We start from the raw sequence: 12,528 nt of genomic DNA, 5'->3' as shown, positions 1-12,528 counted from the left end.
AGCGCTTTCCCTGCAAGCGCTGGAGCCCCAAAACACTACAAAACCACCACTTTCTGCGCCACGGGCGCGTAGCCGTGGTTCAACGGTCCGTGCCCGCGGCCGGTGGTCACATCGGCCCCGGCGGCAATGGCCCCCAGGATGTAGCTGCGCGCGGCCTCCACGGCCTGCTGCAAGGGCAGGCCCAGCGCCAGATGGGCAGCAATGGCGGACGACAGCGTGCAGCCCGTGCCGTGCCCGTTGCGGGTGGCAATGCGGCCCGAGGCCAGACGGTGCACGCTGCCATCGGGCAAGGCCAGCACGTCTTCCACCCAGTCGCCCGGCAGGTGCCCGCCCTTGAGCAGCGCGGCCGGCGCGCCCAGGGCCCGCAGGTCTTGCACGGCGGCTTCCAGCTGGTCGGCGGCGCCAATCGGGCGCCCCAGCAGCCAGCCGGCTTCGTCCAGGTTGGGCGTCACCACTTCGGCCAAGGGGAACAGCTCGCGCACCAGCACGGCCACGGTTTCCTCGGCGATCAGGCGGTCGCCGCTGGTGGCCACCATCACCGGGTCCAGCACCACATGCGGCAGCTGGTAGGTACGGATCGCATCGGCCACCACGCGCACCACCTCGGGCGAGTGCAGCATGCCGATCTTGACCGCGTCCACGCCGATGTCCTGCACCACGGCGTCGATCTGGGCGCGCAGCATCTCGGGCGGAATGCCGTGGATGCCGGTGACGCCGCAGGTGTTCTGCGCCGTGATGGCGGTGATGGCCGTCATGCCGTAGCAGCCCAGGGCGCTGAAGGTCTTGCGGTCGGCCTGGATGCCCGCGCCGCCGCCGCTGTCGGAGCCCGCGATGGAGAGCACGCGCGCATAGCGCCGGCCGGTGGCTGGCGCAGTGTTCTGTGAAGTCATGGCAAAAATTATGGCTTATGCGCCAGCGCAAAAAGTCGGCGGGAGGGTTGTGCTGTAATTGATTTTTCCGGACGAAACAGGGGTGTCCCGCCGTAATGGTGCGCGACTGAGAAATACCCTGGGGCCTGCGCAGCGCGCTGCGCCATGCCAAGCGGCATGCGGCCCCGCTACCCGATCCAGGTCATGCTGGCGTGGGGAGTTTCTGCCAACGGCACAGCCCGTTTTGTCCATTGTTGCGCCCGCCGCCACCTGGACTCACCGACACACGCTATGCCACTGCCCTCCTCTTCCTTTGCCATCCTGGGCGCCGGCCTCATGGGCCGCCTGCTCGCCGTGGAACTGGCCCGCCAGGGCCACCGGGTGGACATCTACGACGCCGGCGGCCCCGGCGCCGAACAGTCCGCCGCCACCGTGGCCGCCGCCATGCTGGCGCCGCTGGCCGAATCCGCCATCACCGAGCCGGGCGTGGTGCGCATGGGCCACCATGCCCTCACGCGCTGGCCCCAGCTGCTGGCCGGCCTGGCCGAACCGGTGTACTTCCAGCAAGAGGGCACGCTCATCGTATGGCACCGGCAGGATGCGGCGGAAGCCTCGCGGCTCACCCGGCAATTGGAAGCGAACCAGCAGAAGGTGCCCGAGTTGCCCGCGCTGCAAAAGCTCGACAGCGCGGGCCTGGCCCAGGCCGAGCCTGCGCTGGCCCAACGCTTTGCGCAGGGCCTCTACCTGCCCGGCGAAGGACAGCTGGACAACCGGCAATTGCTGGCGGCCCTGGTGGTGGAGATGCAGCGGCTGGCGGTGCGCACGCACTGGAACACCCCGCAAACGCCCGAGGCCTTCCGCCCCGGCACGCCCGGCCAGCCCGACTGGGTGCTGGACTGCCGGGGCCTGGGCGCGCGGGCCGACTGGAGCGCGCTGCGCGGCGTGCGGGGCGAGGTGGTGCGCATCCATGCGCCCGATGTGACGCTGCAGCGCCCCACGCGGCTGGTGCACCCGCGCTATCCCATCTATGTCGCGCCCAAGCAGGACCACCTGTTTGTGATCGGCGCGACCGAGATCGAGTCGGACGACCTCTCGCCGGCGAGCGTGCGCTCCACGCTGGAGCTGCTCTCCGCCGTGTACGCCGTGCACCCCGGCTTTGCCGAGGGCCGCGTGCTGGAGCTGGCCACGCAGTGCCGCCCCACGCTGCCCGACAACCTGCCCGCGATCCGCCAGCCCCGCCCCGGTGTGCTGGAAATCAACGGCCTGTACCGCCACGGCTTCATGATCGCGCCGGCCATGCTGGACGTCGCGCTGGAAGTGCTGAACACGGGACAATCGGAGCTTTCACCACGTTTTGACCTCGCCCTGGAGCTGGAGCCCGCAGCGTCCGCGACCGGTGCGGTGGCCGCCCCCGCCTGCGCATGAACATTTCCATCAACCAGATTCCCCACGAGCTGCCCGAAGGCGCCACCGTGGCCGATGCGGTGGCCGCCATCGCCGCGCGGCCGCCGTTCGCCGTGGCGGTGAACACCACCTTCGTGCCCAACAGCCGCTACGCCGTCCACACCCTGCAGCCGGGCGACCGCGTGGAAATCATTTCGCCCGTCACCGGCGGCTGAGCCACGGGTGCGCAGCGTAAAAATTTTAAGAAAATGGCCACCAGCGCTTTTTCATCAAGCGCGAGCAGCTATCAATACAGTAGCAACCAAATGACCACTCCGATGCCCCAAGACCCGCTGGTGCTGTACGGCCAGCGCTTCGCCAGCCGCCTGTTGCTGGGCACCTCCCGCTATCCCTCGCCTGCCGTGCTGGAAGCCGCCGTGCGGCGCGCGCAGCCCGCCATGGTCACCGCGTCGCTGCGGCGCCAGGGCAGCAACCCGGCCGAAAGCGGCAGCAGCTTCTGGGAGCTGCTGCACCAGCTGAACGTGCCGGTGCTGCCCAACACCGCCGGCTGCCACAGCGCGCAAGAGGCCATCACCACCGCCCAGATGGCGCGCGAGGTGTTCAACACCCCGTGGATCAAGCTGGAGCTGATTGGCGACGACTACACCCTGCAGCCCGACACGCTGAACCTGGTGGGCGCCGCGGAGCACCTCATCAAGGAGGGCTTCCTGGTGCTGCCCTATTGCACCGAAGACCTGGTGGTGTGCCAGCGCCTGGTGGACGTGGGCTGCCAGGCCGTGATGCCCTGGGCAGCCCCGATCGGCACCGGCCGCGGACCGGTGAACCCCTATGCCCTGCGCACGCTGCGCGAGCGCCTGGATGTGCCGCTGCTCGTCGACGCGGGCCTGGGCCTGCCCTCGCACGCCTGCCAGGTGATGGAATGGGGCTACGACGGCGTGCTGCTGAACACCGCCGTGGCACTGGCGCAAGACCCAGTGGCCATGGCCGGCGCGTTTGCCGACGCAGTCAGCGCAGGCCGTGCGGCGCACCGTGCCGGCGCCATGTCGGCCCAGGACGCAGCCCAGCCCAGCACCCCCGTGCTGGGCACCCCCTTCTGGCACCACGCATGACCGCCGCAGCCGATACCGGCGCCATGGCGCAGGCGATCCTGCAGCACCACGGTGCGAGCTTTGCTGGCTTCGAGGCCGAGCCCGTGCCCGCGGCCACCCGGCAGGAGGCCGTGTACCTGGCCGCGTTGCGGGCGTGCAGCGCCCTGGGCTTCATTGCCCACGACGCAGAATGCCTGGCCCAGGCTTGGCTGGCGCGCAGCGTCCGCACCGGCGCCTTCGAGCCCGCGCTGTGGCCGGACGATCCCCAGGATTTCGGCCTGCAAGGCCTGCCGCACCCTCGCGCCTTTGCCCCCTGCCCCCAGCGGCTGGGCCTCTATGCCGTGCTGCCCGATGCGCAGTGGGTGGGGCGCATGGCCCGCGCGGGCGTGCCCACGGTGCAGCTGCGCTTCAAGTCCACCGATGCGCAGGCGATTGCGCGCGAAGTCCAGGCGGCAGTCGACGCGGTGCGAGGCACCGGGGCCCTGCTGTTCATCAACGACCACTGGCGCACGGCCCTGGAGGCAGGCGCCTACGGGGTCCACCTCGGCCAGGAAGACCTGGACGCGCTGTCGCAGGACGACCTGCAGGCCATGCGCTCGCGCGGCATCCGTCTGGGGGTCAGCACGCACGGCTATGCCGAAATGGTGCGGGCCGACGCCGCCGGCCCGAGCTACATCGCCATGGGTGCGGTGTTTCCCACCACCCTGAAAAAGATGGCCACGGCCCCGCAGGGCGTGGGCCGACTGGGCGCCTATGCGCGGCTGATGCGGCACTACCCCCAGGTGGCCATCGGCGGCATCGGGGCCGAGCAGTTTGCGCAGGTGCGTGCCACGGGGGTGGGCTCCATCGCGGTGGTGCGCGCCATCGTCAACGCGCCAGACCCGGAAGCTGCCGCGGCGCAGCTGATGCGCCTGATGGACGCGGCAGGCTGAGCGAAAGCTGAACGAAGGCGGGGCGGCGTGGGCCCGGGCCCTGCACCGGCGCCAAACCCTTCGGATTGGCCAACCCCACCACCGGCCTGCTAGCGCGAGTCGGTTTTCTTCTGCTCCAGCTCCAGGCGCAGTTCCACCAGATCGTTGTCCAGGCCAAAGCCGACGGCGTGGCCCGGCGGGGGCGGCGCCGTGACCGGCACCGGCGGCAGATCGCTGAGCGTAAGGTGCGGCGGCTCCGTCAGGTCCAGGTCCAGCGGAGCCCCCCGCGTGTCCACCGGCGCGGGTGCCACAGCGCTTTGCGGCGCAGCGGGGCGCGCCGAGGGGAACACCTCGTCAAAGTCGAACTCCAGCGCCGCATTCAGCGAATCCAGCGGCAGGTCGTGCTCGGGGGCCAGCACCTGCTGGGGCACGGCGGGGCGTTCCTGCAGGCCTTCCACCATCGCAGGCGCCGACAGCGGCGTGGTGCGCTTGCGCGGCGGCGCGGCGCCGCGCGCGCTGGCGGGCGTGGTCTGCGCGATCGACAACAGCAGCAGCAGATCGTCATACGCCGCCAGATCAAAGCGCTCCACAGGGCTCTCGGCCTCGCGCCGGAAGAGCATCTTTTCCAGCACCAGCAGCACCGCCGGCGAACTCCACTCGGCCTCGATTTCCGCCAGGGCCTCGGTGTAGTGGTACAGCATGCGGCCGGTGCGGTGGAAGCCGGCGAACTCCGGCACCTGCGCGTTGAACGACTGCATGAACTGCGCGCGCAATTGCGAAAACTCTTCCACGCGGCTGAGCGAGTGGTACAGGCGCAAAAGCTCCAGATACGCCAGCGGCGAGGTGTCGCCGTGCTCGGCAATGTGCTTCTTGAGCACTTCGATCGCCTGCTGGTGCTCGCCCACGGAGATGAAGAACTCGGCCTGCTGCTGGATGTCGAACAGCTCCTCGGGGCTGACGATGTGCACCACGGGCTGCGGCGCCGGCACGGGGGCGGGTCCGGGGGCCGGCACATACGCCGCTACGGCCGCCACGGGCAGGGGCGCAGGCGCGGGCACCGCAGGCTTCAGCGGCGCCGGAGCGCTCGGGGCCGGCGCCGTGGCCACAAACGGCGGCACCAGCGCCACGGTCTGCGCGCCCGCGTCCGCGCCGCCGTCGGTTCCGGCAGAGGAAGTCCAGGCATCGTCGGGATGCGGCACCAGGCCCAGCGCCGCCTCGTGCGCTGCCAGCGCGTCGCGCCCGCCCATGGCCGCCACGGAGTCGCGCCAGGCACGCACCGCCTTGTCGGTGGCCCGGCGCAGGCGCAACCAGGCCCACGCCACCAATGCGCCGGCCAGCAGCAGCAGCCCCGCCAAGGCGTACACCACCGTGGCCGGGAACTTGTCGGTATCGGCCTGGGCCAGTTGCTGCTGCAGCTGGGCGGCTTGCGCCTGGTCGCGGGCCGCCCGCGCGCGCAACGCTGCCACGTCGGCTTCCAGCGCCTTCAGCCGCTCGGCCTCGGGCGGCACATCGCCGGGCTGGGCGTTCAGTGATTTCCACAGCGCCGCCGCCTGGGCGCGTTCGGCTGAAGGCTGGTCTGAAGGGGCGGCCTGCAGTTCAGGGGCGGCACGCAGCGCCACGGGGCGGTCCGTCCACAGGTCCAGCGGCTCCACCACCAGGCGGTTCGGCGGCTTCTCGGCGGGCCGAGGCTCTGGCGCTGCCTTCTTGGCCAACCGTGCCGCTGGCGCAGGCCGCTGGGCCGGCGACGGGCGCGCCGGCACCGGTGCATCTGCCACCGGGGATGCCGGCCTGGCCTTGGGCGCAACGGGCGCCGGGCTGCGCTGCGGCGGCGACGCGGGCTCGGGCGAAGCCGGCGCTGGCGCAGCGGCAGCCGGCGCGCGCGGGGCGTCCGCCCGGGCGGGCGCCGCGCCCTGCTGCACGCGGGGCAAGTCCGCGCCCTGCCCGGCCACGGAGGGCAGGCGTGCGACATCCACAGGCGATGCCGTCCGCGCCACGGCGGCAGGGAATTCCGAAAGAAAGGTATAGGTCCGGGTGACTTTTCCTGCGCATCCGGCGGAGAGCGTCACGGTCACCACCGGTTCATCCACGGCGATGGCGGCATGCACCCGCACGGCCGGGGGACGCCCCCGCAGATCGGGCAGCGGCACCACCTGCACCTTGGCATCGCTCACCACGGTGTCGCCAGCCATCACCCGCGCAGCGACGCAGGAGGAAGCCAAATCCGAGCCCGGGTCGGGCTGGACATCGAAGGACAGGTCCACGGGTGAACCCAGCACCACCGTCCCTCTGCCGCCTCCCAAGGACAAGGCTGAGGCACCTGCGGCCACCACCCACAGGCCGGCCCCAATAATGGCGTTACTGAATTTCACAATAATTTCAATTTTAGGTGCAAACCATTCTTGCACAGAACGCCCGCGCAACGCGAACGCCATAATGGCGCGCTATGAAAATTCAGTTTCCCAACATTGCCGTGGTGGGCTCCGGCGCCATGGGCCGGGGTATTGCACAGATCGCAGCCCAGGCCGGCAGCGAGGTCTTTTTGCTCGATGCGCAAGCGGGCGCTGCCCAGGCGGCCCAGGCGGCGCTGGTGGAGCAATGGAACAAGCTGGCGGCCAAAGGCCGGCTGGGCGCGGACCAGGTCGCGGCGTTTGCGGCACGCCTGCACCCGGTGCAGGCCGCGGCAGAGCTTGCCGCCTGCGATCTGGTGGTGGAGGCCATCGTCGAGCGGCTGGACGCCAAGCAGAAACTCTTTGCAGAGCTGGAAGCCGTGGTGCGGGACGATGCCGTGCTGGCCACCAACACGTCCTCGCTGTCGGTGACCGCCATCGGCGCGGGGCTGCGGCGGCCGCAGCGGCTGGCGGGCTTTCATTTCTTCAACCCGGTGCCGCTCATGAAGGTGGTGGAAGTGGTGGCCGGCCTCAAGACCGACCCCGCCGTGTGCGCCGCCCTGGCGGCCTGCGCGCAGCAGATGGGGCACACCCCCGTGCAGGCGCAGGACACGCCGGGCTTCATCGTGAACCACGCAGGGCGGGGTTTCGGCACCGAAGCGCTGCGCATCGTGGGCGAAGGGGTGACCGACTTCGCCACCGTGGACCGCATCCTGCGCGACCAGGTCGGCTTCAGGCTCGGGCCCTTCGAACTCATGGACCTGACGGCCCTCGACGTCTCGCACCCGGTGATGGAGTCCATCTACCACCAGTACTACGAAGAGCCGCGGTTTCGCCCCAGCGTGATCACCGCGCAGCGCCTGGCCGGCGGCGTGCTGGGCAAGAAGGTGGGCGAAGGGTTCTACCGCTATGTGGACGGTGCCGCACAGGTTCCCGCCGAGGCGCCGCCGCCTTCGGTGGCCCACCTGCCGCCGGTGTGGGTGTCGCCGCGGGCCTCCCGGCGGGCCGAGCTGTACCAGCTGCTCAAGGACCTGGGCGCAACCATCGAGACCGGGCAGTCCCCCTCGCCCCAGGCCATCACCCTGGTTGCGCCCCTGGGGTTTGACGTGACCACGGTGGCCGTGGTGGAGCGGCTGGACCCGGCGCGCACGGTGGGCATCGACATGCTCATCGAAGACGCCGCCACCAAGCGCCGCGTGCTGGCCACCAACCCGGCCACGCGCGTGGACATCCGCAACGCCGCCCATGCCCTGTTCGCCCGGGACGGCAAGCCCGTCAGCGTGATCCGCGACAGCGGCGGGTTCGTCACGCAGCGGGTCGTGGCCACCATCGTCAACATTGCCAGCGACATCTGCCAGCAGGGCATCTGCAGCCCGCGCGATCTGGAGACCGCCGTCACGCTGGGCCTGGGCTACCCGCTCGGCCCGCTGGCCATGGGCGACCGCTGGGGGCCCACCAACATCCTGGAAGTGCTGTTCAACCTGCAGACCGTGTACGGCGACACGCGCTACCGTCCCAGCCCCTGGCTGCGGCGGCGCGGAGCCATCGGCCTGAGCCTGACGCATGTGGAAGAACACTGACTACCGCACCCATCACAGGTCACCATGCCCGCAGAACTCCAAAGCACCAGCCAGGGCCAGACCCTGGTACTGACCCTGCGCAACCCCGAGCGGCGCAACGCCATCGACCCGGCGATGTATGCCGCCGGCATCGAGGCCCTCAGCGTTGCCGAGAGCAGCCCGGACATCCGCAGCGTGGTGATCACCGGCGCCGACGGCATGTTCTGCTCCGGCGGCAACCTGCAGCGCCTGCTGGCCAACCGGCAGCAGCCCCCCGCGGTGCAAGCGCAAAGCATTGAGGGTCTGCACCACTGGATCGAAGCCATCCGCACCTACCCCAAGCCGGTCATTGCCGCAGTGGAAGGCGCGGCCGCCGGCGCGGGCTTCTCGCTGGCGCTGGCCTGCGATTTCATCGTGGCCGCGCGCGATGCCGTGTTCGTCATGGCGTACAGCAACGTTGCGCTCTCGCCGGACGGCGGGGCCAGCTGGAGCCTGTCGCAGGCGTTGTCGCGGCAGGTGGCCACCGAGATCCTGATGACGGGGGACCGCATCGGCGCCGAACGGCTGCATGCGCTGGGCCTGGTCAACCGCCTTGCCGACCCCGGCTCCGCGCTGGACGCGGCGCTGTCGCTGGCCGTGCAACTCAACGCCAAGGCCCCCAACACGCTGGCCAGCATCAAGGAGCTGCTGAGCGAGGCCCCCCACGCCACGCTGACGCAGCAACTGGGCCGCGAGCGCGATCATTTCGTGAAGAACCTGCACCATGCCAATGGCGGCGAAGGCATCACCGCCTTCCTGGAAAAGCGCGCGCCGCGCTACGAATAGCACGCCCTCTCCACCGCTTTGCGAGCCCCTGTGCGCCAGCCCGGCGCCCAGGGGCTTTTTCATGGGGTCGGCCGCAGACGCGCAGGTGACAACCCTGACGCAGCACGAAGGTCCCTCACGCGACAATGGCCCCGTTTCCAGTCACGCAAAAGACAGACCATGGACGACCCGATTCTTACTATCGAAGAACGTGAAGCGATCAACTCCGGTCGCTGGTTTTCATCCCTTTCCCCTTCGCTGCGCCACGACATTCTCCGATGTGCCTACGTCAAACGCTTCAAGGATGGCGGCCTGATCGCCGCGCGCGGCGACCCGCCCGAGGAGTGGATTGCCTGCGCACGCGGTGCGGTGCGGGTGAGCTCCACCTCCATCTCGGGCAAGCAGATCACGCTCACCTACGTGGAGCCGGGCATCTGGTTCGGCGACGTGGCGATCTTCGATGGGGACCGCCGCACGCACGATGCCTATGCGCACGGGGACACCACCATCCTGTGCGTGGCCAAGGCCGATTTCAAGAAGATCCTGGCCGTGCACACCGAGCTGTACGAGGCCATGCTGCGCCTGCATGCGCGACGCATCCGGCAGCTGTTCGGGCTGGTCGAGGACCTCAACACCCTGCCCCTGCGCTCACGGCTGGCCAAGCAGCTGGTGCACCTGGTGCGCAGCTATGGCGTGCCCAGCCTGTCGGACGGCAGCGAAATCCGCATCAGCCTGCAGCTGGCGCAGGAAGAGCTGGCGCAGCTGCTGGGCGCGTCGCGCCAGCGCGTGAACCAGGAGCTCAAGGCGATGGAGCGCGAGGACGCCATCCGCATCGAGCCGGGCGGCCTCGTCGTGCGTGACCGCGAAGCCCTGATGCGCATTGCAGAAACCGATAACTGACTGACCGAACCCCTTTCCGCACTCCATGAGCAACTTTGACCATTTCGTCGGCACCCGGCCCGTTTCGGACCAGCACGCCTTTGACATCGATGCGCTGACCGCCTGGCTCACGCACCACATGGAGGGCTTCGCCGGCCCGCTGACCGTCGAGATGTTCAAGGGCGGGCAGTCCAACCCCACCTACAAGCTCATCACGCCCACGGCCAGCTACGTGATGCGCGCCAAGCCCGGTCCGGTGGCCAAGCTGCTGCCCTCGGCCCACGCGATTGAGCGCGAGTTCGCGGTGATGCGCGGCCTGTACGGCACCGATGTGCCGGTGCCGCGCATGCACGTGCTGTGCGAGGACGAGTCCGTCATCGGCCGCGCGTTCTACGTGATGGAGTGCATGCAGGGCCGCGTGCTGTGGGACCAGTCCCTGCCCGGCATGACGCCCGCGCAGCGCGGCGCCATCTACGACGAGATGAACCGCGTGATCGCCGCGCTGCACACGGTGAAGTTCGCGGACCGGGGCCTGGCGAACTACGGCAAGCCGGGCAACTATTTCGAGCGCCAGATCGGCCGCTGGAGCAAGCAGTACGTGGCCTCCATCACGCAGCCCATCCCCGAGATGGACAAGCTCATGGAATGGCTGCCGGCCCACATGCCAGCCAGCGCCCGCGACGAGAGCCAAGTGTCCATCGTGCATGGCGACTACCGGCTGGACAACCTGATGTTCCACCCCACCGAGCCGCGCGTGGTCGCGGTGCTGGACTGGGAGCTGTCCACGCTGGGCCACCCGCTGGCGGACTTCAGCTACCACTGCATGAGCTGGCACATCCCGGCCGCCCTGGGCCGCGGCATTGCCGGGCAGGACCTGGCGGCGCTGGGCATTCCAGACGAGACCTCGTACATCCGCCGCTACTGCGAGCGCACCGGCATCGCCACGCCCGAGGCGCTGGCGGCCGACTGGAACTTCTACCTGGCCTACAACATGTTCCGCATTGCGGCCATCCTGCAAGGCATCGCCAAGCGCGTGGAGGCCGGCACGGCCTCCAGCGCCCAGGCCAAGGCTTCGGGAGACACGGCGCGGCCTATGGCCGAGCTGGCCTGGTCGTTCGCCCAGCGCGGATAAGCCCCTGATTACCAACGGAGAGACCCCATGGACTTTGACTACTCGCCCAAAACCAAGGAACTGCAGGCCAAGCTGCTCCAGTTCATGGACGACCACATCTATCCCAACGAAGGTACCTACGCCGCCGAACTGGAGGCCAACACGGCGGCCGGCAAGCGCTGGAGCGCCCTCAAGACCATCGAGAACCTGAAGCCCAAGGCCCAGGCCGCAGGCCTGTGGAACCTGTTTCTGCCCGTGGACAGCGCGGCGGCATCGGGCTACGACGGCGCCGGCCTGACGAACCAGGAGTACGCACCGCTGGCCGAGATCATGGGCCGTGTGCCCTGGGCCAGCGAGGTGTTCAACTGCTCGGCGCCCGACACCGGCAACATGGAGACCATCGCCCGCTACGGCAGCGAGGAAAACAAGGCCCGCTGGCTCAAGCCGCTGCTTGAAGGCAAGATCCGCTCGGCGTTTGCCATGACCGAGCCGGCCGTGGCGTCCAGCGACGCGACCAACATCGAGACCCGCATCGAGCGCCAGGGCGACGAGTACGTGATCAACGGCCGCAAGTGGTGGATCTCCGGCGCGGCCGACCCGCGCTGCGCCGTGTTCATCACCATGGGCAAGACCGACCCCGAGGCGCCCAAGCACTCGCAGCAGAGCATGGTGCTGGTGCCTGCCAACACGCCGGGCATCCACATCGTTCGCCCGCTGAACGTGCTGGGCTATGACGACGCCCCGCACGGCCACGTGGAGATGACGTTCGAGAACGTGCGCGTGCCGGTCTCCAACATCCTGCTGGGCGAGGGCCGCGGCTTCGAGATCGCCCAGGGCCGCCTCGGCCCCGGCCGCATCCACCACTGCATGCGCCTCATCGGCCTGGCCGAGCGCGCACTGGAGCTGATGTGCAAGCGCGCGTCCTCGCGCGTGGCGTTTGGCAAGACCGTGGCGCAGCAGACCGTGACGCAGGAGCGCATTGCCGAGGCGCGCTGCAAGATCGACATGGCCCGCCTGCTCACGCTCAAGGCCGCCTGGCTGATGGACGTGGCCGGCAACAAGGTCGCCAAGACCGAGATCGCCATGATCAAGGTGGTGGCGCCCAGCATGGCCTGCCAGGTGATCGACTGGGCCATGCAGGCCCACGGCGGCGGCGGCGTGAGCGACGACTTCCCCCTGGCTTACGCGTACGCCAACGCACGCACGCTGCGCTTTGCCGACGGCCCGGACGAAGTGCACCGCAACGCCATCGCCAAGTGGGAACTGGGCAAGTACGGCAGCTACGGCCGCGACGCCAGCGTGCCCATCACGCGCGGGGCCTGACGCCGGACGCACCATGAACAACGGGGCCAGCGGCCCCGTTGTCGTTGGTGCGGATCCCGCAGCTAGGAGTCTGCGCGGCAGAAGGAGCATCGGCTGCAACGCGCGATAAACCGGTCTCGCGCGGTACTACCTCCTGCGCCCAGGGGGCCACCCTGGGCTTGTCGGTAGCACCACGCGATCCTCGGTTTTCGCG

The 12,528-nt window shown here is 69.5% G+C and carries 11 protein-coding genes and 1 riboswitch; of the genes, 9 read left to right on the top strand and 2 right to left on the bottom strand.

The window, feature by feature from the left end; genetic code table 11:
• Window positions 1-35: 35 nt before the first annotated feature.
• Window positions 36-890, bottom strand: a complete 855-nt coding sequence (thiD, locus tag LWW96_RS01615; protein WP_291483922.1) for a bifunctional hydroxymethylpyrimidine kinase/phosphomethylpyrimidine kinase — start codon at window positions 888-890, stop codon at window positions 36-38.
• A gap of 68 nt (window positions 891-958) precedes the next feature.
• Window positions 959-1,105: riboswitch (TPP riboswitch) on the top strand.
• 55 nt (window positions 1,106-1,160) lie between these two features.
• On the opposite strand from thiD, the gene LWW96_RS01610 reads away from it, so the two are divergent.
• The 4 genes from LWW96_RS01610 to thiE all read left to right on the top strand — a co-directional run bounded on the left by LWW96_RS01610 (window position 1,161) and on the right by thiE (window position 4,293).
• Window positions 1,161-2,294, top strand: coding sequence for an FAD-dependent oxidoreductase (locus tag LWW96_RS01610; protein WP_291483921.1), 1,134 nt, complete (start codon window positions 1,161-1,163; stop codon window positions 2,292-2,294).
• On the top strand, window positions 2,291-2,488 hold the full coding sequence (thiS, locus tag LWW96_RS01605) for a sulfur carrier protein ThiS (protein WP_291483920.1): 198 nt from the start codon (window positions 2,291-2,293) through the stop codon (window positions 2,486-2,488). The genes LWW96_RS01610 and thiS overlap by 4 nt, the downstream gene beginning before the upstream one ends.
• Before the next feature lie 90 nt (window positions 2,489-2,578).
• Complete coding sequence (locus LWW96_RS01600) at window positions 2,579-3,382, top strand: thiazole synthase (protein WP_291483919.1); 804 nt, start codon at window positions 2,579-2,581, stop codon at window positions 3,380-3,382.
• Entirely contained in the window at window positions 3,379-4,293 is a 915-nt protein-coding gene (gene thiE, locus LWW96_RS01595) for a thiamine phosphate synthase (protein ID WP_291483918.1), read from the top strand. Before LWW96_RS01600 ends, thiE begins: the two co-directional genes overlap by 4 nt.
• 89 nt (window positions 4,294-4,382) lie before the next feature.
• Here the strand turns inward: thiE and LWW96_RS01590 are convergent, their stop codons facing one another.
• Window positions 4,383-6,548 (bottom strand): hypothetical protein, encoded by a 2,166-nt coding sequence (locus LWW96_RS01590; protein WP_366117925.1) that lies wholly within the window; start codon window positions 6,546-6,548, stop codon window positions 4,383-4,385.
• Between the two features lie 167 nt (window positions 6,549-6,715).
• On the opposite strand from LWW96_RS01590, the gene LWW96_RS01585 reads away from it, so the two are divergent.
• The 5 genes from LWW96_RS01585 (at window position 6,716) to LWW96_RS01565 (ending at window position 12,335) form a co-directional block, all read left to right on the top strand.
• Window positions 6,716-8,239 (top strand): 3-hydroxyacyl-CoA dehydrogenase, encoded by a 1,524-nt coding sequence (locus LWW96_RS01585; RefSeq protein ID WP_291483916.1) that lies wholly within the window; start codon window positions 6,716-6,718, stop codon window positions 8,237-8,239.
• A 24-nt stretch (window positions 8,240-8,263) separates the two neighbouring features.
• Window positions 8,264-9,043: an oxepin-CoA hydrolase, alternative type gene (locus tag LWW96_RS01580; protein ID WP_291483915.1), complete on the top strand. Its 780-nt coding sequence runs from the start codon at window positions 8,264-8,266 to the stop codon at window positions 9,041-9,043.
• A 159-nt stretch (window positions 9,044-9,202) separates the two neighbouring features.
• Entirely contained in the window at window positions 9,203-9,922 is a 720-nt protein-coding gene (locus tag LWW96_RS01575) for a Crp/Fnr family transcriptional regulator (RefSeq protein WP_291483914.1), read from the top strand.
• A 25-nt stretch (window positions 9,923-9,947) separates the two neighbouring features.
• Window positions 9,948-11,033 carry a phosphotransferase gene (locus tag LWW96_RS01570; RefSeq protein ID WP_291483913.1) on the top strand — a complete coding sequence of 362 codons (1,086 nt, stop codon included), beginning with the start codon at window positions 9,948-9,950 and terminating at the stop codon, window positions 11,031-11,033.
• A gap of 27 nt (window positions 11,034-11,060) precedes the next feature.
• A complete protein-coding gene (locus LWW96_RS01565; RefSeq protein WP_291483912.1) occupies window positions 11,061-12,335 on the top strand; it encodes an acyl-CoA dehydrogenase family protein in 1,275 nt (424 codons plus the stop codon).
• The last annotated feature ends 193 nt before the right edge of the window (window positions 12,336-12,528 follow it).

Source organism: Acidovorax sp. (genome assembly GCF_021287135.1).
Classification (GTDB): domain Bacteria; phylum Pseudomonadota; class Gammaproteobacteria; order Burkholderiales; family Burkholderiaceae_C; genus Acidovorax.
Note: the sequence above shows the minus strand (reverse complement) of the source record. Positions and strands in the feature narration are given on the sequence as shown.

Bases quoted from the DNA above. Each gene is read 5' to 3' on its own strand.
- LWW96_RS01570 (WP_291483913.1), top strand. From the start codon at position 9,948: ATGAGCAACTTTGACCATTTCGTCGGCACCCGGCCCGTTTCGGACCAG.
- LWW96_RS01580 (WP_291483915.1), top strand. From the start codon at position 8,264: ATGCCCGCAGAACTCCAAAGCACCAGCCAGGGCCAGACCCTGGTACTG.
- LWW96_RS01610 (WP_291483921.1), top strand. From the start codon at position 1,161: ATGCCACTGCCCTCCTCTTCCTTTGCCATCCTGGGCGCCGGCCTCATG.
- LWW96_RS01585 (WP_291483916.1), top strand. From the start codon at position 6,716: ATGAAAATTCAGTTTCCCAACATTGCCGTGGTGGGCTCCGGCGCCATG.
- LWW96_RS01565 (WP_291483912.1), top strand. From the start codon at position 11,061: ATGGACTTTGACTACTCGCCCAAAACCAAGGAACTGCAGGCCAAGCTG.
- LWW96_RS01600 (WP_291483919.1), top strand. From the start codon at position 2,579: ATGACCACTCCGATGCCCCAAGACCCGCTGGTGCTGTACGGCCAGCGC.
- thiE (WP_291483918.1), top strand. From the start codon at position 3,379: ATGACCGCCGCAGCCGATACCGGCGCCATGGCGCAGGCGATCCTGCAG.
- thiS (WP_291483920.1), top strand. From the start codon at position 2,291: ATGAACATTTCCATCAACCAGATTCCCCACGAGCTGCCCGAAGGCGCC.
- thiD (WP_291483922.1), bottom strand. From the start codon at position 890: ATGACTTCACAGAACACTGCGCCAGCCACCGGCCGGCGCTATGCGCGC.
- LWW96_RS01575 (WP_291483914.1), top strand. From the start codon at position 9,203: ATGGACGACCCGATTCTTACTATCGAAGAACGTGAAGCGATCAACTCC.